Origin of the sequence: Gloeocapsopsis sp. IPPAS B-1203 (assembly GCF_002749975.1) — a bacterium.
In the GTDB taxonomy this organism is placed as follows: domain Bacteria; phylum Cyanobacteriota; class Cyanobacteriia; order Cyanobacteriales; family Chroococcidiopsidaceae; genus Gloeocapsopsis.
Genome location: NZ_PEIG01000025.1, coordinates 1 through 23,621, shown reverse-complemented (window position 1 = coordinate 23,621; position 23,621 = coordinate 1). Strand labels below are relative to the sequence as shown.

General features: G+C 43.4%; 20 protein-coding genes. 12 read left to right on the top strand and 8 right to left on the bottom strand.

Features of this window, described 5'->3' with window-relative positions; genetic code table 11:
* Nucleotides 1–3 precede the first annotated feature (3 nt).
* From CSQ79_RS26310 to CSQ79_RS26290, 5 genes are all read right to left on the bottom strand, one after another.
* Complete coding sequence (locus CSQ79_RS26310; RefSeq protein ID WP_099704065.1) at nucleotides 4–519, bottom strand: hypothetical protein; 516 nt, start codon at nucleotides 517–519, stop codon at nucleotides 4–6.
* Nucleotides 520–983: 464 nt separating this feature from the next.
* On the bottom strand, nucleotides 984–1,349 hold the full coding sequence (locus CSQ79_RS26305; protein WP_099704064.1) for a four-helix bundle copper-binding protein: 366 nt from the start codon (nucleotides 1,347–1,349) through the stop codon (nucleotides 984–986).
* 119 nt (nucleotides 1,350–1,468) lie between these two features.
* A complete protein-coding gene (locus CSQ79_RS26300) occupies nucleotides 1,469–2,299 on the bottom strand; it encodes an MBL fold metallo-hydrolase (RefSeq protein ID WP_099704063.1) in 831 nt (276 codons plus the stop codon).
* A gap of 331 nt (nucleotides 2,300–2,630) precedes the next feature.
* A complete protein-coding gene (locus CSQ79_RS26295) occupies nucleotides 2,631–3,335 on the bottom strand; it encodes a molybdopterin-dependent oxidoreductase (RefSeq protein WP_099704062.1) in 705 nt (234 codons plus the stop codon).
* 72 nt (nucleotides 3,336–3,407) lie between these two features.
* Nucleotides 3,408–4,013, bottom strand: a complete 606-nt coding sequence (locus CSQ79_RS26290) for a cytochrome b/b6 domain-containing protein (RefSeq protein WP_099704061.1) — start codon at nucleotides 4,011–4,013, stop codon at nucleotides 3,408–3,410.
* 303 nt (nucleotides 4,014–4,316) lie between these two features.
* Here CSQ79_RS26290 and CSQ79_RS26285 point away from each other — a divergent pair, with 303 nt between their 5' ends.
* From CSQ79_RS26285 to CSQ79_RS26245, 8 genes are all read left to right on the top strand, one after another.
* Nucleotides 4,317–5,318 carry an AraC family transcriptional regulator gene (locus tag CSQ79_RS26285; protein WP_099704060.1) on the top strand — a complete coding sequence of 334 codons (1,002 nt, stop codon included), beginning with the start codon at nucleotides 4,317–4,319 and terminating at the stop codon, nucleotides 5,316–5,318.
* A 209-nt stretch (nucleotides 5,319–5,527) separates the two neighbouring features.
* Nucleotides 5,528–8,206, top strand: a complete 2,679-nt coding sequence (locus CSQ79_RS26280) for a TonB-dependent receptor domain-containing protein (protein ID WP_099704059.1) — start codon at nucleotides 5,528–5,530, stop codon at nucleotides 8,204–8,206.
* A gap of 24 nt (nucleotides 8,207–8,230) precedes the next feature.
* On the top strand, nucleotides 8,231–9,559 hold the full coding sequence (locus tag CSQ79_RS26275; protein ID WP_289501576.1) for an MFS transporter: 1,329 nt from the start codon (nucleotides 8,231–8,233) through the stop codon (nucleotides 9,557–9,559).
* Between the two features lie 381 nt (nucleotides 9,560–9,940).
* On the top strand, nucleotides 9,941–10,729 hold the full coding sequence (locus CSQ79_RS26270; protein ID WP_289501575.1) for an iron-siderophore ABC transporter substrate-binding protein: 789 nt from the start codon (nucleotides 9,941–9,943) through the stop codon (nucleotides 10,727–10,729).
* Nucleotides 10,730–11,101: 372 nt separating this feature from the next.
* Nucleotides 11,102–13,768, top strand: a complete 2,667-nt coding sequence (locus CSQ79_RS26260; protein WP_099704057.1) for a winged helix-turn-helix domain-containing protein — start codon at nucleotides 11,102–11,104, stop codon at nucleotides 13,766–13,768.
* A gap of 190 nt (nucleotides 13,769–13,958) precedes the next feature.
* Entirely contained in the window at nucleotides 13,959–14,246 is a 288-nt protein-coding gene (locus tag CSQ79_RS26255) for a DUF3703 domain-containing protein (RefSeq protein ID WP_289501574.1), read from the top strand.
* 197 nt (nucleotides 14,247–14,443) lie between these two features.
* A complete protein-coding gene (locus CSQ79_RS26250; RefSeq protein WP_099704093.1) occupies nucleotides 14,444–15,121 on the top strand; it encodes a class I SAM-dependent methyltransferase in 678 nt (225 codons plus the stop codon).
* A 26-nt stretch (nucleotides 15,122–15,147) separates the two neighbouring features.
* Nucleotides 15,148–15,804 carry a class I SAM-dependent methyltransferase gene (locus CSQ79_RS26245; protein ID WP_099704056.1) on the top strand — a complete coding sequence of 219 codons (657 nt, stop codon included), beginning with the start codon at nucleotides 15,148–15,150 and terminating at the stop codon, nucleotides 15,802–15,804.
* Between the two features lie 214 nt (nucleotides 15,805–16,018).
* Here the strand turns inward: CSQ79_RS26245 and CSQ79_RS26240 are convergent, their stop codons facing one another.
* Both CSQ79_RS26240 and CSQ79_RS26235 read right to left on the bottom strand, forming a co-directional pair.
* A complete protein-coding gene (locus tag CSQ79_RS26240) occupies nucleotides 16,019–16,684 on the bottom strand; it encodes a class I SAM-dependent methyltransferase (RefSeq protein ID WP_099704055.1) in 666 nt (221 codons plus the stop codon).
* Between the two features lie 79 nt (nucleotides 16,685–16,763).
* Nucleotides 16,764–17,555, bottom strand: coding sequence for a TetR/AcrR family transcriptional regulator (locus CSQ79_RS26235; RefSeq protein WP_143755510.1), 792 nt, complete (start codon nucleotides 17,553–17,555; stop codon nucleotides 16,764–16,766).
* 159 nt (nucleotides 17,556–17,714) lie between these two features.
* Here CSQ79_RS26235 and CSQ79_RS26230 point away from each other — a divergent pair, with 159 nt between their 5' ends.
* The 4 genes from CSQ79_RS26230 to CSQ79_RS26215 all read left to right on the top strand — a co-directional run bounded on the left by CSQ79_RS26230 (nucleotide 17,715) and on the right by CSQ79_RS26215 (nucleotide 23,231).
* On the top strand, nucleotides 17,715–18,158 hold the full coding sequence (locus CSQ79_RS26230) for a heavy metal-responsive transcriptional regulator (protein ID WP_099704053.1): 444 nt from the start codon (nucleotides 17,715–17,717) through the stop codon (nucleotides 18,156–18,158).
* A 128-nt stretch (nucleotides 18,159–18,286) separates the two neighbouring features.
* On the top strand, nucleotides 18,287–19,420 hold the full coding sequence (locus CSQ79_RS26225; protein ID WP_289501573.1) for an AraC family transcriptional regulator: 1,134 nt from the start codon (nucleotides 18,287–18,289) through the stop codon (nucleotides 19,418–19,420).
* 90 nt (nucleotides 19,421–19,510) lie between these two features.
* Complete coding sequence (locus CSQ79_RS26220) at nucleotides 19,511–22,117, top strand: TonB-dependent siderophore receptor (RefSeq protein WP_099704052.1); 2,607 nt, start codon at nucleotides 19,511–19,513, stop codon at nucleotides 22,115–22,117.
* Between the two features lie 325 nt (nucleotides 22,118–22,442).
* Nucleotides 22,443–23,231, top strand: coding sequence for an iron-siderophore ABC transporter substrate-binding protein (locus tag CSQ79_RS26215; protein ID WP_289501572.1), 789 nt, complete (start codon nucleotides 22,443–22,445; stop codon nucleotides 23,229–23,231).
* A gap of 139 nt (nucleotides 23,232–23,370) precedes the next feature.
* Here CSQ79_RS26215 and CSQ79_RS28515 read toward each other — a convergent pair.
* Nucleotides 23,371–23,621, bottom strand: a 251-nt coding sequence (locus CSQ79_RS28515; RefSeq protein WP_099704051.1) for a DUF5615 family PIN-like protein, incomplete at its 5' end; no start/stop codon positions are given.

Genomic DNA, 23,621 nt, shown 5'->3' with positions numbered 1-23,621 from the left:
AGATCAAGCATTTGTCGGTTCGGTGTAGCCTTGAATATTCTCAGGCTCGAAAGATCGCAACACGCGAGTTGCCTGTTGAATCAGTTCCTCAGTGCCTTTGACCACAATCAGATACTTGCCAGCATTAAGGCGATTGCGATAGGGCAATGCATCACCACTGCCAACCGTTAAACCGACACTGCCACCAACTAGGTAAGCCCCCAATGCGCCAGAGACAGCTCCTAATACGCCACCAAAAATGTGATTCCCAACGTTCCCAATCGCTGGAAAAACCTCGATGCCCGTTAAAAAGTTGAAGGTGTACCCTGCCACAAACCCAAATGGCACCAGCCAATACACCAAGCGTTTTGCACCTTTACGTGCTTGCTGATTTGGATCAATTAGTCCATACTCGTCTGCACTTTTGTAGCCTTTCCCTAAAATATCAACCTGGTGAGTCGGTAAACCTTCGTTTTCCAAAGCCGAGTATGCTGCTTCAGCTTGCATGCGATCAGATAATACAGCAACCAGATAATTCATATAAGCTTCCTCCAATTTGCACTTTGTTAATGGAAACCGATCGCAGATTGTAGTAGCAGCACAATTGCTCCCACAACCACGAATGAGACAGTGACCCAAAACAGTATGAGATTGAGTTGCATGTTGGCTTTCTCCTATGAAGATCTTTTGTCACGTACGCAGTGACTCCACAAGCAGCGATCAGCATGATATTCTCTTGCGTTGTAGCTCGCTGTACAAGCCCAAATCAACCTTAGAATAGTGGGATCGGGCTGACCTTCGTCTTAAGGATGATCTGGCATAGTAATGATGATGATTATTTTTTAATAAAAGCTACGGCTAGGTGGAGCGATCGCACGATTCAAACTGTCCTACTGATGCCCTTTCACTAGCAGCGCGATGATTGGTGCAACTCTGATTGAGTAACCACAAGTTGATATTGAACCGACAACAGTATTGTTTCGCGATCGCCAAAAAAGTTACCGCTACATCGCTGCCATTGACATTTCTCGACAAGTCTCTGCACAACGACGACAAGTATCGGCACAAGCTTGCATTTGAGCATCGTTAGCAAATCGCTGACAATCCATCGCACACATATTGCACACTTCGGCACAAACCCCGCAGGTTCGCATATGCAAAGCTGAACTTCGGAGCATGAAGTTGGCGCTCGTCTGGCAGATCTCAGCGCAATCTAGCATCAAGGCAATGTGTTTAGCATCGGCATGGTCTTTACCTTGTTGAAGGCAGTAGGATACTGTGTTGAGACAGACACTATGGCAATCTAGGCAATTTTGGATGCACTGCTGCATATCTTGGTTAATCTGGTGTAATTGCATCGCATAAGTCATGGGTTTTAGCCTTTCCCGCCTTGCAACATCATCACACTAGAGCGATCGCGGCTGTTGCGCCTCTCTCTAACGAGAGGTTCAGGTATTGACTTTGCTGACTGGTTGGACAAGTGGCGATGTTATTCATCACGATAGCTGGTAAACGTTTTGAATTCGACAGCATCATGACTACAAAAGAGGCGAACATCGCGGTGATTGCTCGATAGGGTATGTAACCGCGCTTGATTGTGGAGCCGCGCTTTGCGATCTACCTCCATCATCGACTGATAAACTCGTAGCCCTGGCGTGCAATGTCGATTTGAGGCATCCATCTCGTGTCGGTAGAAATAGGCATCACCTGCATGTAAAAGCCAACCATTCGGTGTTTGAATAGCAATGCCAGCATGACCCCGCGTGTGACCCGTTAACGGAATCAGCAGAATTTCTGGTGGCAATCCAGCAAGATCGCGGACTGCCTCAAAACCATACCAGGGTTCGCCTCCTGCCGTATAGTATTTCCAGTGTTTGACTTCATCCCACTGCTGTGACCGATAACGCCGAGTTGCGATGAAACCACGGCGATCTTGGACTGCCTCAATCTCAGCTTGCATGACATGCACCGTTGCTTCGGGGAAATCTTCTAAACCGCCTGCATGATCGAAATCGAGATGGGTTAGTACAATGTGGCGTACGTCATTGGCAGAAAATCCTAGCTGGTTAATCTGTGCGATCGCCGTATATTTGCGCTCAAACTGGATATTATTAAAATGGATGAAAAACGGACTGAGCCGCGAGTAAGGCGACTGGACATCACGCAATCCAAAGCCAGTATCGACTAGAACAAGTCCCTGATTCGTTTCAATCAGCAGACAGTGGCAGACAAGGTGAGAAAATAAGCTGCGGCTGAAGCCATCAAAAAGTGCCCCACCGATTGGGCACATACAGCCGCAGTTGAGATGATGAATGTGCATAAGTTCGCGTACCAGTTATTTATTGAAACCCCCACGTGATTACTCCACGAGCCTTTGCCACAGGTTGTTTCACTACCCAACGAGCTAAGTGAGTTGTTCGCTGTTGACCCTTACAAAGTTAGGATGGCAGATAGATGATTGCGTCTTTCTCAGGATTGATTGCTGTGGTACTTTTAAAGGTAAATTTCTATACTTTTAGCCTTCCTCCTCTCACTTGCCTTTTTCGCGGTTGCTAGCACTAGTAGCTATGAGAGAAACAAAAATGAATCTAACTGGCAAAAGTAGGAATTAGGCGATCGCGTAATGCTGAGGCAATGACATAACAGCTGCATTAAAGCCCTGCATACCATTCGTAACCTTGATCTTCCCAATACCCTTTAGAACGCCGCAGTTGATTAACTAATGTAATTCGCGTTACCCATTTACTTTGCTTGTAACCGAGTTTAATTGGCGAAGCAAGACGTAAAGGCGCACCGTTTTCTATTGGTAAAGGTTCTCCATTCTTTTGATCGGCAAGGAGTGTTTGCGGATGAACCGCAGAAGCTAAATCCCAACTTTCGTAGTAGCCATCCGCCGATTCAAAGTAAACATAGCGGACATCTGATTTGGGTTGCGCCAGTGTTACCAAATCGCCAAGGCGGACACCACCCCATTGCACGATCGCCGCCCATCCTTCAACGCAAACATGACGAATTGTCATAGTCTGATGCGGTAGCTGCTGAATTTCTGCAATGCTCAAGCTCAAAGGATTATCCACTTGACCATCAATGACTAACCGAAAGGTTGATGGATCGATAACAGGAGTAAATCTATAGGTATTAACAATGAGTGCTTCTGGCTCAATCTCACTTTCAGGAAATTCTGGTATCAGCTTTTGAGAATTAAATAGTAAAGACTCGACGCTTTGGTTACGTGGTTCAAATGTCTTACCGACAACTCCTTCTACTAAACTCAGCGCACACCCGCCGAGTAATAAACTCAGACTTGAAAGCCCAGATAATTCTAAAAAGCGGCGACGTGACGGAAATTGATGCATTTTTTTACGTGAATTTGATGGGACACCTGGCGACTGAAGTCGCGGCTGATAAACAAAGTCCACCTGCGTGGACTACCAAAACATCGATTCAACTAGGCGGGAACCACCAACCTTTAAACTTAACCACGAGTGAATTGCAGCGTAGATAACGACTAATGGTACTGTTGCAAAGTGAACAATTCTTAAAGCTTGCCAACTGCCAAAACAATCAACAATCCAGTGAAATTGAGCAGGTTTATACATCCCTAATCCACTAAATATCGCTAATAGCAATATGGGAATAATTGCCGTGTAAGCAATGCGATGCCAAGCATAGTTGCGTCGCTTTTGGTTTTGAGTACGCTGTAGTGCTTTGATATCTTTACCACTGACAAATCGATGTCGCCAGCGGCGTGTCACCAGAATATAAATACCGTACCATAGCAAATTAAGTGCAAATAGCCACATGGCGGCAAAATGCCAGTGTCTCCCGCCTGCTAGCCAACCTCCCAGCAAAAATATCGGCGGGAAAGGAATGCCGTTACGTCCGCCAAAAACTGGATTGGCATTATATATTTGCAATCCGCTAGTAATCATTAATAACAAGCTAATAATATTGAGCCAGTGAAAAATTTTGGCAGCGATACTTTGTCGCGGGATAAGAGGCGATCGCGCTTGTACTGAATCAGTAGCCGTCATAACTTTAGCGTCCTACTCACTATCTATTCCCAGGGTTTACTCTAACGTATCAGCTAAATTATGGGAAAGAATACTTGGCAATTAAGTATAAGCACTATCCTCAAGAAGCTTCAGTGCTAGTAAAACTTGTTTCCCAGGCTAGAACTGACATAGCGTAGTTTTAACAAATCTCTAATAGCGCAAGTGGTAGCGATCGCTGGTAAAACTTTACACGCCTTCTGTTAGGATGTTTTTGCAATAATACAAACTCAACTAATATTTATTAGTGGTAATTTCACTTCTCGCAGACGCTATATAGAGCTAATGTCCATTACGATTTTGCAGACAGATTTCTGGCAATTATTCTCAGAAGCTGAAGAACTCCCAAAGCAGTTTACAGATGAGTTTGACACAATTTACCGATATCCCCAGGAGTTAGGTCAAGGATACATCCGATATCTTCAATTGCGGGAAGGGTTGGACTTAACAATTGCTGAGTATCAACTCCACGATCATCTCATACTCAAATCTCCAGAACGCCAACACGATGTAGAGTTCACCTTCTATCTATCCGGTGGTCACAAAAATCAATTTAGTTCTGCTTTTACCGACCAGTACGCTGTATGTGGTAGTGGTTTAGCACCAAAAGAATGTTATGAATGGTTAGCAAACCCAAAAAATGTTTCAATTAGTATTCAGATTGAAGCAGAGTTTTTTTACTCATATCTAGACCTACACACTGAGCAAAAAGCTACACAACTTACCCATTTATTGGGAAAGCCAGAAAACAGGTATTATGTGCGTTCAGGTAATACGAATTCTTTGATGACAATTGCTTTGCAACAAATTCTACAGTGTCCCTATCAAGACGTTGCTAAGCGTATATATTTGGAAAGTAAGGCATTAGAGTTAATCGCATTGCTAATTGTAGAAGAGTTAGCACTAGGACAATTTAAAAAAGATATCTATTACCTCAAGCCAGATGATATTGAACGCATTCACTATGCAAAAGACGTTTTGATAAAGAATATAGATAATCCTCCTTCCTTAATTGCACTAGCGCGATTAGTAGGTTTGAATGATTGCACTCTCAAACGAGGTTTTCATCAAGTATTTGGTACAACAGCTTTTAGTTATTTGCATCACTACAGATTAGAAAAAGCAGAACAACTTTTAGCAGCAGGTGAAATGAGCGTAGGGGAAGTTGCTCGTACAGTTGGTTTTGCAGACCGCAGTTACTTTGCAGCCGCATTTCGCAAGAAGTATGGAGTTAACCCTAGCTTATATCTGAAAAGCCGTCAAAAACAGAGAAAAAATTCCGCCTAGCCACCAAGAAATTCCGCCTAGCCATCAAATCCATGCTTTAAACTTTCAAACTTTCCTATAAGCTTACTGATAGTAATTACTAAAAACTGCACTGAACATACTGCTCATACTCCGCCAATGCAGGAAGTACTGGAGCCAAGTTTTGTGGTGTTGAACAATTCTATTTATTTAAAAAACTTCTCAACTTTTGTATCTGGTTATGTGGAGTTATGGCTAGTCAACTACAAAGACTTGTTTTGATGACGATTTTAGCTTTAGTTTTGGTTTCTCCTTTTAAACGCGCGCAAGCTCAAGGAATGTTACAAGAAGAAATTCTGAGGCTAGCTAACTCTTCACATCCTATTTCTTCTTTACAAGAAATCGAACACCCTCTGACCAATATTAAACAAGAGTCTCAAGCATACATTCAAATTACAGGTGTTAGGTTACAAACAACTGATAAAGGAATAGAGGTCATTTTAGAGACAAATCAAGCGGAAAAACTACAACCTATAAATAAGAGTCAAGGAAATAACTATATTGCCGAGATTCCTAACGCGCAACTGCGTTTACCATCAGGTAATAATACGTTCCGTCAAGAAAACCCAGTAGCAGAAATCTCTGAGGTAATAGTCACCAATCAAGATGCTAATACCATCCGAGTCGTAGTCACAGGAACAGCAGTGCCAACAGCCGAGTTGTTTGATAGTGAAGAGGGTTTAATTATCAGCTTGACACCAGTTGCCTCTTTCACACAACAACCACAAACGCAACAAGAGTCAGAAGAACCATCTGCTGCAACTGAAGACCCAATTGAAATAGTTGTAACAGCGACACGTACAGCAGAAGAAATCACAAACGTGCCGCGCAGTGTAACGGTGATTACCCGCGAACAAATTGAGGAACAATCAACTTTAACAAATGATATCGGGGATATCGTTGGTCGGACAGTTCCAGGCTTAGGACCACCAAACTCACTCAATCGCGCAGGAAACGCCCAAACTTTACGGGGAAGACCAGTTTCCATTTTAATTGACGGTGTACCTCAGCAAGGCAATTCATTTGTCAACACTCAGTTGGAGTACATTTCACCAGATGCAATTGAACGGATTGAAGTTGTGCGCGGACCAACAGCTGTCTACGGTCAGGGAGCTTCTGGCGGAGTTATCAATATCATTACCAGAAGACCAAGTGAGGACACATTGACTTCAACTGCGCAACTGGGGATAAGTGCTGCGGCTGGAGGAAATGCATTTCTTGGAGGAGATAGCTTTGGAAATTTTCTGCAGTATGGGATTTCTGGAACCGAGGGCAGTTTTGACTACCTTTTCTCCTTATCGCGAGACACCGTTCCTAGTTTCTTTGATGCCGATGGCGATCGCATTCCTAGCAACAACGCCACATCGGATAACACTGTTTCAACAAATATCCTAGGCAAGATAGGAGTTAGTATCGACGAGCAGCAACGTCTACAATTCTCTGTCAATTATGGGAATAACTCGCGTGATGTGGATTACATTGCCGATCCGATTACCCGCACGATTCCAGGATTGCAAAAAACTCGCGCCCTGCGAGAAAATCAAAATTATCAGGGAACTGACGATCCGCGCATCAGAAGTACATCAGTCAACCTCAACTACACTAATGACAATCTTTTCGGCAGTGCAGTTCAAGCCCAAGCATATTATCGGCAGTCTGAAGAATTAGGTCTTGCTAGAGACGATCGAGGTCGCTTTGCTGATTCTATCAATCGATTCCGAGCTGACGAAGAAGCTATTGGTGGAAGATTACAAATTCAGACACCATTATCTTCATCTGTCTCCTTACTATGGGGAGCCGATTATGAGCAACAACAAGAAGGAAATACGCTCCAAGAATTGTTTGACCCAGTTGCCTTTGACACCAGCAGCAACAATAATCGGATTCTGCGCAAGATTGATGAAATAGTTTATTACCCAGCCTTCGATTTAAGTAGTTTAGGGTTGTTTACTCAGTTGCAATGGGATGTGACCGAACAATTAATTCTCAGCGGTGGGGTGCGTTATGAAAGCTTCAATTTCAGCGTTGACGAATTCACTCCTGTGTTGGATGACAACTTCGATCCGTACGTCGGTCCTCCAGTCCCAAGTGGCGAACTTGACTTTAATGATACTGTTTTTAATCTTGGTGCTGTATATACAGTAACACCCGAAGTCAGTTTTTATACTAACTTTGCCCAAGGCTATTCAGTACCGCAACTTTTCCGCGTCCTCAACTTTTTACCCTTGGGATTTGTCATTGAGCGGGATGTTCGCTTTCTTCAGCCGCAAAAGATAGACAACTACGAAATTGGCGTACGCGGCAATTGGAATAACGTACAGGCAACGCTGGCTGCGTTCTATAACTATTCGGATCTAGGTTTATCCTCACGTGGTTTACCAGATGGTACACTTCAGTTTGTTCGCGCTCCCCAACGGAACTACGGGGTGGAAGCAACTCTTGATTGGCAGCCAACAATCAGCTGGAGACTTGGTAGCAGCTTAACTTGGACAGAGGGAGAAGACGATCAGGATGAAGATGGTAATTATGCTGCTCTACGAACTTTAGAAGTTCAACCACTGAAACTAACAGCTTATGTCGAAAATCAAACCACTCCTGGCTGGCGTAACCGATTGCAATTTCTTTATGTGGGTAATCGCGATCGCGGCTTTGAAGCTGGAAGTGATTTTGTCTCAATTACGGACTATCTTATTGTGGATTTCATCAGCAGCATTGAGATAGGTGTGGGAACTCTAGAAGTCGGTATCCAAAATTTACTCAATAACAAGTACTCCTCGGTTTTTTCCCAAGCAGGCGGTGGTCTTGATGAACTCCTAAATAATTGGGAGCGAGGTCGAACCCTCAGCGTCAATTACCGCGTTAGTTGGTAATTGCTGATTGTCGTCACCTGCCATATGGAGCAATATCAGCCAACTAGCCTGCGGACATTTCTGATTATTTGGATTGGTCAGGTAGCTTCAATCCTGGGTTCGGAAATGACTAACTTTGCTGTTACCCTTTGGGCATGGCAAGCAACGGAGCAAGCAACCCCCTTGTCTTTGATTTTGTTGTTCACCCAGATTCCAAGAGTGATCGCGTCTTCCTTTGCTGGGGTAGTTGTGGATCGCTGGAACCGCAAGCAACTGCTCGTGTTGGGGGATACAGTAGCAGGAATTTCTACTGTGATTGTCCTCGGATTATTTTTGACTCATCGCCTAGAGATTTGGCACCTCTATATAACTGGAGGTATTAATGGGTTCTTTGGCTACTTTCAAGGTTTAGCTTATTCAGCTTCAATGTCGATGATTGTGCCGAAGCAGCATTACACAAGAGCCGCCGCCATGAGCGAACACATTACCCAATTTGGTTCAACAATCATGGCTCCTGCCCTAGCCGGAATACTTTACTACACTATTGGTTTAGTCGGTATATTAACAATAGATCTGGGCACCTTTTTTGTGGCGATCGCGACTATTTGGGTTGTGCATATTCCTCAACCTGAGCGTCGCAAACAAAATCAAGAAAACGAAACTTTGTGGCAAGAGCTAACTTTTGGTTTCCGCTACATTATTAAACGTTCAAGCCTCTTAGCTATTCTGGTGTTTCTGCTGCTTCTCTACTTTGTAGATACTATTTTGTATGGAATACATTCACCAGTCATTCTAGCTCGCAGTGCTAATGATGCTGCCGTATACGCCAATATACAAGCTGCTACTGGCATCGGTGGTGTAGTTGGGGCTTCCTTGCTTAGTATTTGGGGTGGTTTTAAGCGTCGCATTCATGGGTTTTTATTAGGTACAGTATTCAGTTACAGCAGCATGATGGTGTTTGGTCTAGGGAATTCAGTAACCATTTGGATAGTTGCTGCCTTTTTTGCAGCTTTCTTTTGGCCTTTTATCAGTAGTTCCAATCAAGCCATTTGGCTTTCTAAAGTAGAACCAGATGTACAAGGGCGTGTCTTCGCTACTCGTTATCTGATTTCTCAAATGACTTCCCCAGTTGGGTTAGCGCTTTCAGGTCCATTGGCTGATTATGTTTTCTCTCCCGCAATGCAACCAGGTGGCAGTTTGACACCTATCTTAGGTAGCTTTTTCGATACAGGCTCTGGAGCAGGAATGGCAGTTCAGTATACTTTATTTGCCTTCTTTGGTGTACTGATTGGTTTGGCTGGTTACGCATTTCGTCAACTACGGGATGTAGAAATTATTGTGCCTGATTATGGTGCTAGACAAAATGAAACTTAATATAGTTCAGTGATTTTTTGCTTTTGCTAACTTTTTAAAAAAGGAGAAAATTAAGAATATAAATTTCCTTACGCGAAAGGGAATAAAGGAAGTTTTTAAAAAATATTTTTTAGTGTAACAATAAAAACGCACTTTAAATATCAAAACCAGGTTAACATTCTAACTAATAAGTTTTTGAAGAATGTCTTATTTGCAATGAGGAACAATAACATTAGGAGTTATATTAGACTATTCTTTTTAGGACTTATCTCTATTATTTTGCTGTGGTCTTGTCAGAACATTTCTCACAATAGTTCAAGCCAAATTGTTAAGCCCTTACCTACTTCTTCACTATTATCTACACGAATAGTTAAGCATGCTGAAGGTGAAACAAAAATTCCAATGAACCCTCAACGTATCATCACTTTACATGACTCGACTATCCTCGATCCTGTGTTGGCTTTGGGTGTAAAACCAATTGGAGTAGCTACTTATAACGCTGAACAAGGAATTTTCTTTCGTGGTATAGACTACCAGCAATTAACAGGTATTCAACAAGTTGGCAGCGCCTTTCAGCCTTCTCTAGAGAAAATTCTCATGCTTAAACCTGACTTAATTTTGGGACGTGAATATCACAAAGATATTTATAATTTACTTGTTAATATTGCTCCTACAGTGTTGGTTGACTGGGAGAGCTTTACTTCTTTTCAGGATAATTTCCGCTATATTGCCCAAGTATTAAACCAGGAGAAAGAAGCAGAGCTAGTATTAAATCAGTACCAAAACCGCATCCAAGAATTCCAACGCCAAATGGGTAAACAGTTACAAAGCATAGAAGTCTCTGTCATTGGAATTTCTGGACAAAATATTAAGTCTTTTAATGAAGATACTGTATTTAACCAAGTTCTTGATGATGCAGGATTGAAGCGTCCATCAATTCAGAAAAATCAAAAAGAACGCTACTTAGAATTAAGTATGGAACATTTAAATAAATATGATACTGATGTTTTATTTGTAATTAATGAAAGCCATGCTCCTCTGTCATCTTATTTACAACATCCTCTTTGGTCTAACTTGAAAGCAACACAAAATAAACGGGTGTATGAAGTAAGCCAAAGTGATTGGTTTGCTGGTGGACCTTTAGGAGTTAATAAAATTCTTGAAGATTTATTCAAATATTTAGTAAAGTAGTAAACATAGTTACGTCGCTTTTGGTTTTGAGTGCGCTGTAGTGCTTTGATATCTTTATCACTAACAAATCGATGTCGCTAGCGGCGTGTCACCAGAATATAAACACCATTAATAGCAAGCTAATGATATTGAGCCAATGAAAAATTTTGGCAGGGAGATTTTGTCGCGGGATAACTGAATCAGCAGTCATAACTTTAGCGTCCTACTCACTAGCGCTGTACTCCTTTGCATTCTTAAGGTTAACTCTAAGGTATAAGCTAAATTAGGGAAAAGCGAGCATCTAGCTTAAAGATTAAGCCCGATCGCAATTTGATAATTAACTCATCTGCATTGCGGTGCTGCAACTATAAGAAAGATTGATAGGCACGACCTATGACTAGCCCGCTGTTATCGACAAAATTTTATGTTCCGACAATACGCTCGTCCCTCGTGAGGCGCGATCGCTTGATTGCGCAGTTAAATCAGGGTAGGGAGTGCAAGTTAATTCTGATTTCGGCAACTGCTGGATTTGGAAAAACAACATTATTAAGTGAGTGGTTGCGTCAAGCCGAAATGGCAGTCAGTTGGCTATCTTTAGATGAAGGTGATAACCAACCCTTGCGCTTCTGGACATATTTTGTGCATGCGCTCAAAGCCTTCAAACATGACATCGGAGAATCGACTTTAGCAATGCTCCACTCGATCGAGCCTGCTGGGTTTGAGTCTTTTTTAATTCCACTAATTAATGAAATTGCCAGACTTCCCGATGAGTATGTTTTAGCTTTAGATGACTACCATGTCATTACTGCGCCTCTGATCCAAGAAGCACTCGCTTTTTTGCTTGAGCATCTCCCACCGCAACTTCACTTAGCGATCGCAAGTCGTGTCGATCCTCCCTTACCTTTAGCAAGAATGCGGGCTTGCGCTCAATTAACTGAAATCCGCACGGCTGATTTGCGTTTCACTGTTGCTGAGGTCGCTGAATTTATGCATCAATCGATGCACGTAGAGCTATCAAAAGAACAGCTAGAGACAATTCAAGCACGAACAGAAGGATGGGTTGCAGCGTTACAGTTAGCAGTACTGTCGGTGCGTAGTGCAGAAGACATCTCTGCATTGATTGCTTTGCCAGGAAACCAGCGCTACATCCTAGATTACCTCGTCGAGGAAGTGCTAGAGTGCCAGCCCAAACACATCCAAACTTTTCTGTTACGAACCTCAATTTTAGAGCGAATGTGTGACTCGCTCTGTGCAACCGTAGTGGGACACGATGGGCTAAATGTGATTGAATTAGAACAGCTAGAACACCGTAATCTATTTGTTGTGCCGTTAGACCGCGATCGCAACTGGTATCGATATCATCACCTCTTTCGCGAACTGTTGCATCATCGGTTGTATCGCGTATCTGAGCAAGTACCAGAGTATCACCGTCGCGCTGCTTGGTGGTATGCACAACACAAATTCATATTAGAAGCAATTGGACACGCGATCGCAGCTCAAGATTTTCTGTGGGCAGCCGAATTGATTGAACAAGAAGCACAGACGAGTCATCCTCGCTTTGATCCGGTAACGTTGCTTGCTTGGCTAGAAGCACTACCTCAAGAACTCGTAGCAAATCGCCCGTGGTTGTTGCTGGCTGAGGGATGGGCGCGATATTCTTTATCACAATTTGACGCGGCGTTTATTGCAGTACACAACATTGAACATTTATTAACACAACGACCACAAGAGGAAAGTGCAAATACCCAAAGGCTTTGGGGACTCGTTACAGCAATCAAAGGAATGCAAGCACGACAACAGGGAGATGGAAATACAGCGATCGCCTTGATGCAACAAGCATTACAACTCCTACCTCAAGATGGTTCCTGGATACGGGCAATAATTGTCTTAAATTTGGGTGTTACCTACTTTGTGACTGACAACTTTGCCTTAGCACTTCCAGTCTTGAATGAAGCCACTCGCATTGGTCAAGTTAAAGGTATTGCCGATCCAGCGATCGCGGGCTTGTATTTACAGGCGCAGTTTCAAGCTTTGCGGGGGCGAATGTATCAAGCAGTAACGCTATGTCAACAAGGTGTCGATCTAGCAACCAAACGGGGATGGTTAGCAACCTATGCAGGTGTTTTAGTCCAAGTAGCGATCGCTGAATTCTTACGCGAACAAAATCAACTAGAAGCAGCAGCACAACACTTACACGAGAGCATCGAACGCGGTAGCCAAACACGCCAACCTGGTGTCATGATGGGCTACATTACCTTAGCACGAGTGTGTCAGGCGCAAGGCGATACGCAAGCAGCCTGGGCAGCAATTCAAGCAGCAGAGCAATTACCAACGTGGTTGTGGCCTACAATTCTTTCTGTTGCGACTTGTCGAGTACGATTGCATCTGGCGCAGGGAAATTTGGAAGAAGCGATCGCCTGGGCAGAAAACAGCGATCTGGGTGTAGAGGATGAACTGCAATACAGTTCTGAATTAGATTACCTAACCCTTGCCAGAGTCCTCATTGCTCGTGGTACGTCGGCAAATGAAGCTCAATCATATCTCGATGATGCGATGCGACTACTCGTCCGACTTTATGATTTTGCCAAAGCAGGTGGGCGTAAAGCACGAGTAATGGAAGTATTAATATTGCAAGCTTTAGTATTTCAAGCTCGTCAAGATATAGCACAAGCGTTACATTACTTAGAAAAAGCACTTTATATCCCCCGTAGTGGAGAATATATTCGGCTGTTTGTCGATGAAGGCAAGCCGATGATTGCGTTGTTGCGTCATGCTGCTACACAAGGAATTCATCCAAAATATGTCAGTTGTTTATTTGCAGCTTTTGGTCGTGTCGTTGTTCCGACTCCAGCCCAGTCTCTAATTGAACCTTTGAGTCATCGCGAACTAGAGGTTTTACATTACCTTGCGAATGGTCTTTCTAATCAAGCGATCGCAGATGAACTGATTGTCAGTCTTCCCACTGTGAAATGGCACGCCCGCAATATCTACAGCAAGCTGAACGCAAGTAACCGCACTCAGGCAGTCATGCGAGCCAGAGAAATTGGGCTTTTGGAGTAGGCGATCGCCAAAAATGCTGCCAACCATCCTTTTGGCTAGTGGCTAATTGCCCCGAAAGCATCATATTGGAATTAAAGCAGTTTTGGGGTGAATGCTGACAGAATTAGTTTCTACCCAAGATAGGAGGCACTGATGAAAGCAATCGTACGCGAACATTTTCAAGCCGAAATATCTAAAGCACAACTAGCCCTTGAAGCAAAAAATTTTGCAGATGCGTGGAACAGCATTGCAAAGAGCACATATTCTTGGTCAGATGTATCCTGTGCCGCATGCGATCGCTCACTGGGAAATGCTCAAGTTAGCTTGGTTACAAAGAGATATTAAGGAGATTCACGGACAATTCTGGCAAACTGTATGGGCAGCACCCTTAACCTTACTATTTGGGCGCAAACGCTTGTTGCGAGATGGCAGAGTAAACCTTGACAACACACAAAGAATGTCTATTCCAGACGACTTACTTGAGATCCTCAAGCAATAAAGTTACACAAAACAATCGCGATCTCTTAGGTTGAGGGAACTGCGGGAGAAAGAAGATGAGATCCTGATTTGTAGCAACCATTTTTGAAATTGATACAGAAAAACTATCCCTGCACCTATCCTTTTGGACATTGGAAATTGCTGCTGCAAGCGCGACATTGAAACTATAGCAATTTGATGTCGTTAGGAGTTTTTCTCATGCAGTGGGTTATCGGATGGTGGCAAATTTCAATTCAGCGAGTTTGTCCGACAAACGATCAACTGCGTCAAATGTACAATAAGGCTGCTCCACGCTGGCACGCTTACCTTCAACTTTTTGGTTATCATCGTGCCTACGTTAAGTTATTTCGATCGCTACAAAAATGTGGAATGCTAACTCTTAGCGATCGCTCAAGTGTATGCGATTGTGGCATTGGTACAGGTGCTCTTAGTCTCTCTTTAGCCCAAACTGTAGACCATTTAAAAATTGTTGGTGTAGATATTTCTCCAGCAATGCTAGCAAAGGCACGCCAGTTACTCAATCAAGCAGAAGTGAATCATCAAGTTTGTCAGGGTGATGTGCGGCTGTTGCCCTTTAATGACAACACTTATGACTTGGTTATGAGTGCGCATATGTTGGAGCATTTGCCTAACCCCGATCGTGGAATTCAAGAGATGGTGAGGGTGTTACGTCCAAAAGCGCCAATACTCATTGTCGTAACGCTTTCAGGTCTACTTGGATCTTTGATTCAATTGCAGTGGGGTAATGATTGTCTGACACCAGAGATTTTAGTAGCGATGATGACCAAGGCAGGATTAACTGACATTCATTGCTATCCATTAACTGGCGGATTTCCCCATTGGTCAAGTATTGCGTGTCTAGGATTTAAAAAGTAATCAATTACGTTCAACCATTCACAACTATGATTAAAAATTTTAAACGCCACAAAGAACTATTTTGGTTCATGGGGTTGGTAGCGATCGCCTCCTATTTTTCTTGGGTGTTCTACAACAAACAGTCTCTCGACAATGAAGCAAATCGGTTGAGTCATTTATTGAACTTGCAACCTGGTGCAGTTGTTGCAGAAATTGGTGCTGGAAATGGAGATTTAACTGTCCGCATTGCACAGCATATTGGTCCTAGTGGCAAGATCTACTCGACGGAACTCAACCCACAGCAATTAAAAGCGATCCAAAATAACGTAAAAAAGCATAATCTGACAAACGTACAAGTGATTCAAGGAGCAGTCGATCAAACTAACTTACCGCCAGAATGTTGCGATGCAATTTTTATGAGGGGTGTCTATCATCACTTCACGCAACCCGAACGCATGAATGAGAGTTTGCAGCAGTCTTTACAACCTCAAGGATTACTAGCGATCGCAGACTTTCCTCCTAATTGGTTCTTAAATTTTTGGAAGTTAGAAGGTGTGCCAGAAAACCGAGGTGGTCATGGTATTACAAAAGAACTACTAATTGAAGAAGTGACGCAAGCAGGGTTTGAAGTAGTGCAAGTTGTTGATGATTGGGAAGGCAATCTCTATAATGTTGTCTTTCGCAAAACCAAGCTTGGCGAATAAATTCGCAGCTACATAAACTAAATCCACCTCCGTGGATTAAATCATAAAACTCTTACATTTCGCAAAACCAAGCTTGGCGAATAAATTCGCAACTACATAAACTAAATCCACCTCCGTGGATTAAACCATAAAACTCTTACATGTAGTGTGCGCTCGTCAACTTCGTTTGGATAGCCCCGACTTCAGTCGTAGGGCATCTGCAATTCTTACAGGACTATTTAGCCTTCTTTGTTGCTACACCAATAATTTGCGGACTCACAAGTGCTGGTACTGCATCTGCTTGAAAATTCTCGTAATCTAGCTTTTCAAAACCTACCTTTTCTAATACACTCCAAGTTTCTCGATTTGGATGACACCCGTCACCCAGAACTTGCCAAAGCGGACTAATCCAATTTTGAATTTTACGCAGCCTTGTATTTTGAGAAGCCGCAACGTGTTCGAGAAAAAAGAACTGACCGCCAGGCTTCAGTACTCGCAAAACCTCTTTTAGTGTTCCTTCCAAATCATTTACTGAACAGAGAACCAGCGTGCTAACAACAGCATCCACACTGTTATCTTCTACTTCGAGTCGTTCCGCAGTACCATGACGAATTTCAATATCTAACCCAACACGTTCGGCTTCTTGCCTTAAATAAGAATGCATATACGGATTTGGCTCAACTCCAATCCAGTGCGTATCGTGAGGATAGTAAGACAAGTTAGGTCCCGTTCCTGGTCCAATTTCTAAAACATTGCCATGCACTCCAGCAAATAATTTTTGCTTGCGATCGCGCATCGCTGCCTCATAGTCTGCATTTCCATGTGCCATCATCCAGGCAAAAAAGCGTTGATACCAACCTGGAGTACGCTGTGCTTTTGGTTCCACACCATTGTGCAACATAGTTCACTTTTTTTTCAACATACCTACTGTATAGTATGCTAACTTAAAAAAGATTGCTCGCAAAGAGTTGCTACATAATTTAACTATTTGATGTTGGTTGAATTCCTTGCCACAGAAGCCTTGCCAGCTGATCGCTCCAAGCTACAAGGTTAATACGTTCCGGTTCCACCATTTGTACGAGCATTAATCCATCAATCAGCGCAGCCCAGAAGACTCCAATCACAAAAGGATCGACATCAGCAGCTAGTTTTCCCTCAGCTTGCAATCGCTGCAGCATTTGTACGATTGCAGTTTCACGTTCGCGACAGTTAGGACTAGTTAATACGTTTTGCACCTCTGGTTCGCGACTTTGAACCATAAACTCCATGTAAAGACGGCACCAGTTGGGATTAGCTGTAATGTGTTGTAGTTGTCTAGCAAGTACCTTAGCAACTTCTGCTTGTGGATTAGGGTGATTCAAAGTTTGCTGAGCAACTTCTGGCGTGATAGATAGAGGAGACTGCAATTGTTCTTCTAGTAATGCTAAAAATAAGTCACTTTTGCTTTGAAAGTGCCAGTAAACAGCACCCTTCGTTAAACCAATTGCGCTAGCGATCGCATCAAGGGTTGCTCGTTCGTAACCTTCTTGGGCAAATACTTGCTGCGCTGCTTGCAGAATTCGACTGCGAGTATCCAACAGTGCTGACTGCGGCGATCGCTGTTGCTCATTTGCTAGAAATGCTTGTAGTTGATCTTTACTACCCAAGTAGCGACGAACTGTTGGTTGACTAACACCTGCTTTCTGGGCGACAGCACTCATAGTGATTTTGTCGATGGGGTAATCTTTAGCTAAGTGTCTAGCTGCATCTAGAATGCGCGAGCGAATAGTCACAGGCACTATGTTTCAGTATACATACCATCCAGTATGCCAAATCCGAGCTACTCTATTGCTGAATAAAAGTTATAATAAATCTCTAGCCAACTAGAGAGTTGAGCAATGACAGTAGTATTTTAATGTGAATGTCCAATCTTATCAGTCTGGAGGTAGTTAATGTTAACTCAAGATAAAAAGGCACTGCTAATTGGGCAAGTAACAACACTGAGTGGAATTCCAATTAGAACTATTCGCTATTACGAAAGCTTAGGTTTACTGCAATCAACAGGGCGAACCGAAGGAGGTTTTCGGCAATTTTCCTCTGACGTACTAACTCGTCTGTCTTTCATCAAACGCGCCCAAAGTCTTGGGCTGAGTCTCGAAGAAATCGGCGAGATTTTAAATGTTCATGACCAAGGGGAACTACCCTGCGGTGAAGTAAAAGAAAAATTAGAGGAAAAAGTTGCACAAATTGACCAACAAGTCAAGCAATTATTAACTCTACGTGCTGAATTAAATGGATTACTCTCAGGTTGGGAAGACTTCCCAAGCCAGCACAAAGATACAATTTGTCCTAACATTCAAAAAGAGTCGGAGATCGGGGTTCACAGGAAAAACTAGCCCTGCTGTGTTGAATTGTGTAATGGTCAAAAGCAAGTGCTGTACTGAACTTAGGTGCGATCGCATGAAGCCTATTCGTGTCAAATCAGTACACAGCCACTAGAGTGACGAAGAGGGCGGTCAAAGCGATGCAGCCCCAGTTACTGAAATTGCATTGCTTACGGCAGGTCGTTACCCTTAATTCTGTGAACAGTGGTAAATTTATTGATAATCAATCACAATTAGATTCCTGGCTAATCCTCCTCACCATGACGCTCATCCTCAACCAATCTGATTGGAAGGAACTGTACGAACGGTCTCCTCAACCTCAACCCGACGATTTAGTGCTTGACGAGTATGAGGAGTTTGTAGGTAGTCCACAAGCTTTGGGTCGGGAATTTAGGCGGGTGATGGAGCTATCGCCTGGGTTAAGATTAACCCTTTCAGATTACGAATGTAGTCAAGACTGGTGTTTTAAGGAAACTGCTCACCAGCATCCAATCCAACTTCTTATTTGTCTATCTGGCTTCGTACATTGTGATATTCACCCTAGTCTGGGTGGGACACGCGGCTATTTTTCGGGGAGTGGCATTTCGCCTGCTTATGTTGAAACGAATTTCAGTGGAGATCGTGTAACCTTCATTGATATAGAAATCGAGCCAGAAGTGTTGGAGCCATTTTTTTTGAGCGATCGCCAGCGTCATTCTGAGTCAATAAAACAGTTGTTCAAAGGAGAAGACTGGAAGGTTTCATTTTACCCGAAGGTAACGGCAAAGATGCGATCGCTGGCTGAGCAGATGTGGAATGCACCTTATCGCGGCGCAGCAAAGCGCATGTATCTTCAAGCGAAGGTGTTAGAACTGTTGGCGATGCACCTTGACATTATTTCGGATCGTGCCAATCAAACACCGTATCCGCGACTGAAGCCGGAGACGATCGCACGTTTGCATTATGCCCAAGAGATTTTGACCAGCCAATTTGCGCATCCGCCATCACTGTCGGAATTGGCGCAGCAAGTGGGAGTGAGCGATCGCACGCTTCAGCGGGGGTTTCAAATACTCTTTAACACAACGGTAGTGGGCTATCTAATCCAGCAGCGATTAGAGCAGGCAGAAAGGTTATTGCGCCAAGGGGATGTGAAGGTGACAGAGGTCGCAAATTCGGTCGGCTATGAACACTTAGGGCAATTTGCAGCAGCGTTTAAGCGACATTTTGGCATCACGCCTAGTCAATGTTTAGCGGGAAAAAAGACGGTTTTTAGATCAAAGGCGGATTTTAGATAGACACGCTGAATCAACTTCTCTACACTACTCTCTATCGCTATTAAGAATGAGTGGCAATAGAACAGATTCATTGGTGTGAGAGTGATTGAGATGCGCGTGTTGTGGTTTCTAGTTCTGGCGCGGTTGGCGTTGATAGTGGTGTCGGGAAGTTTGGTCGGTGCGTTAGCATTACCTGGGTGGACACAGCAAGAGCGAGAGAGTGATGAGTTAAACGGTCAACGCGATCGCCGAGTGTCTGAATTGCCCTTATCCGTTGCTGAGATTCCCCAACTAAGCGAATTAAAGCAACCTGCTACCACGCTCAAAGATTGGGTGGCTCAAATTGAAGCGTCGCTAGTGCAAATTACCAATGTGCGCGTAGAAGCAACCGAAACAGGATTGCAGGTGGTGCTAGAAATCGCAAATGGTGCGCTGGAAGTGCCGGAAACTCAGATAATAGATAATACACTGATTGCAGATATTCCCAATGCAGCGATCGCCCAAGAGTTTTCTCAAGTAAATCCGGTTGAGGGTATTGCGCTGGTAAGTGCGACCAGTCTACCAGGTGACAGAGTACAAGTCACGATTACGGGGACGGATGCGCCGCCTGTGGCTGAGGTGACGGCAGAAGCACAAGGGTTAGTTCTATCTGTAACAGTGGGTGATACTGGAGAAGTTACAGAGGAAGACACAATTGAGATCGTAGTGACGGGAGAGCAGGATGAGGGATATAACCCGTCGAGTGCATCGACTGCGACGCGGACAGATACACCGCTACGCGATATTCCTCAATCGATTCAAGTTGTGCCGCAAGAGGTGTTGCGCGATCGAAATGTCACTCAAATCAACGAAGCCCTGGAAAATGTTCCTGGAGTACTTCCAGTATTTGGTAGTTCAAGACTTAACGCTTCCGATTTTGTGATCCGCGGCTTTGAGACCAACGCTTCTGACGGCAACAATATTCTCAGAAATGGGTTGAGAGAAAGTGGGGCTACAGTGGTGGATTTAGCCCCTAATATTGAAAGGATTGAAGTGTTGCTAGGTCCAGCATCTGTCCTCTATGGACTGGCTAATCCAGGGGGAACCATCAACTTGGTAACGAAACAACCTCTCAGAGATCCCTTCTACGCTGTTGATGCTACCGTTGGCAGTTACGAATTCTACCGAGGTGCGATTGACTTATCAGGACCGTTAAACGACTCCAGAACAATATTGTATCGGCTCAATGCAGCCTATCTAGACAGAGGAAGTTTTGTCGATTTTTTCAACGCCAATCAATTTTCGATTGCACCCGTTATCAGTTTTTCTCTCGGTGAGCGCACTCGCCTTAACCTAGAGGGTGAGTACACAGACAGAAGCACATTTGTTGATCCAGGTTTGCCAGCAGTAGGTACGGTGCTGCCAAACCCTAATGGCGACATTCCTCGCGATCGGAATGTTGGAGAACCAGACACTGCTTTTGATAGCAGAATTAGTAGATTAGGCTATCGGCTAGAGCATCAGTTTAGCGACAACTGGTTAATCCAACAGGCATTTCAGTGGAGAGCAGCAAACTTTAATTCTGACGATAGCTTCTATGTTTTTCCTGCCAGTCTTGACGCTGACAACCGAACCCTAAATCGTGTGACTCAGAGCCTTATTGGTACCGATACAAACGTCTACGATTTCAATGTCAATCTGATTGGCAATTTTACAACCGGTTCAATTGAACATCAGCTAGTCTTTGGAGTTGATTGGGGTGAGTTTACCCGAACCGTAGAGCTATTTACAGGTACTGCTGCACCAATCGATTTGTTTAATCCTGTCTATGAACAACCGCTTAGTCCTTTCTCCCTTGCTTTTAATGGAGGTTTTTACCGGAGCACTTTAGGAATCTATATGCAAGATCAGGTAACTCTGACAGACAATCTCAACCTCTTGCTAGGTGGAAGATTTGATCTATCTACGGAAACCAATCGTGATTTTGTAGTAGGTACAGAAACCCGTCAAACGAGCGACGCCTTCTCTCCCCGCATTGGGATTGTCTATCAGCCCATTGAGCCTATCGCGCTCTACGCCAGCTACAGCCGTTCTTTTACTCCATTAAGTGGCACGACATTTGAGGGTGATTTGTTTCAACCTGAACGTGGTACCCAATATGAAGTAGGGGTCAAAGCGGATATCAATGATCAACTCTCAGCAACCCTTGCCTTCTACGACCTAACCCGTAGCAATGTCTTGACGCCTGACAATAGACCTGATGTACCCCCAGATGAATTTTCGATTCAGACAGGAGAACAAAGTAGTCGAGGGATAGAACTCAACCTTCAGGGCGAAATTTTGCCAGGATGGAGCATTCTTGCAGGTTATGTCTACACTGACGCCAGAGTAACCGAAGACAATGCCATCCCCACTGGAAATCGATTAAACAATGTTCCTGAAAATGCCTTCAGCCTCTGGACAAGTTATGAGATCCCATCAGGAGATTTGCAAGGTCTTGGAGTTGGTTTAGGATTATTCTTCGTTGGAGAGCGACAGATAGATTTAGAAAACAGCGTTGAATTGCCAAGCTATCTGCGGACAGATGCATCGATTTTCTACAGACGCGATCGGTTCCGTGCTGCCCTCAATTTCAGAAATTTATTTGACGTGGATTATTTTGAATCTGCGCTCAGCACGCTTCGGGTTTATCGTGGTACTCCATTCACAGTGCAGGGAACAATTTCGTGGGAGTTCTGATTCAATTCCAATCTTTCGCTAAGGTACAAACAATTTTTCATTCTTTTCAAAAGTTGCTTGATAAGCGATTAATCAATAACAAGGAACGGAACCTGTGTCCAACAGTAATCCTTATAAGAGAAAAGTATGGGAGAGAATGTGGTTGTTTCTACTAACCTTATTCACAGTAGCCCTCATTTCAGCCTGCACCAACTCAGCCATTAACCATACTAGTGTACTGACTCCCAAACCACTCTCAGTTTCCTGCCGAATAGTGCAACATGCAATAGGTGAAACGTGTATCCCGAACAATCCCAAACGGGTAATCACTGTTTCAAGAACACTCTTGAGCAATGCACTTGCTTTGGGTGTCAAACCAATTGGTAGCAGCGTTTGGGGAATTGAGGAACTGAGAACCTTTTTAAGCGATAAATCCTTTCTTGGTGACAAAGTAGAAGAAATTGCGAGTGTAGGGCAATTATTTAATATTAATTTAGAAAAAATTCTCCAACTTGAGCCTGACTTGATTCTGGCTTGGGAGCCTGCTGTTGAAGCGGTTTACCCTCTACTTTCTCAAATTGCCCCTACAGTAGCGTTTTCATTTGATGATTTAGTCGAAAACTGGAAAGAGGCATTCACTATCACCGCCAAAGTACTGAACAGAGAAGCAGAAGCACAACAAGTTTGGAATCATTACAATCAGCAAATAAAAGATCTAAAAGCAGCTATTGGTAATCGTTATAAAGATAAAACTATTTCTGTTGCTGGCATCTATGATAACGGTCGAAGAGCATACACTTATGCTAAAAATTCATTTATAGGCTCTATATTCGAGGAATTAGATTTGCAAAGACCTCCAGCACAAAATATTTCTATTGATGGTGGTTCGATAGAAGCAATTTCTGAAGAAAGGCTGGAGCTATTGGATGGCGATATTTTATTTATTTTAGCTTCTGAATTCGGACATACAGAAGCTTATAAAAGCTTAAAACAAAAACCTCTTTGGAAAAAGCTCAACGCTGTTCAGAATGGCCGGGTTTATCTTGTCGATATTTTTGCATGGACTACTGAAAGCCCTCTTGCTGCTGACGCGGTTTTTGATAATTTGTATAAATATCTAGTTAATCCACCTTAATTTTGTGCCGAAAAACCTCTGTTCGTTCATAAATTTTGTTCCCATTTTTCTCAAGTTTTAGTAGAAGGGAATAGGGAGCAGAGAGTTACAGGGGTAAAGGAGGCTCGACAGTCGTAGGCTCTGTTGCATGGAATTCTAATCAAAGGAGTTTGCGAATGCGAATAGAACTTCGAGAGATGACTGTAAAAGCACAAGAAAGTTGTTCAGCATAGGTGGCGATCGCGCGTGAAATAATTTCTACTTTCACATCAAGTAAAGTCCCAGCTAACCTGACTAGAATCACGCCTGCTGTTATCCGTTGCAATCGGAAAACCAATTCACCAAAATCTTTATCTGAAGTAATGAGTAGACAACCTTCTTTGCTCGCGATATCAAGCACGTCATCATCAG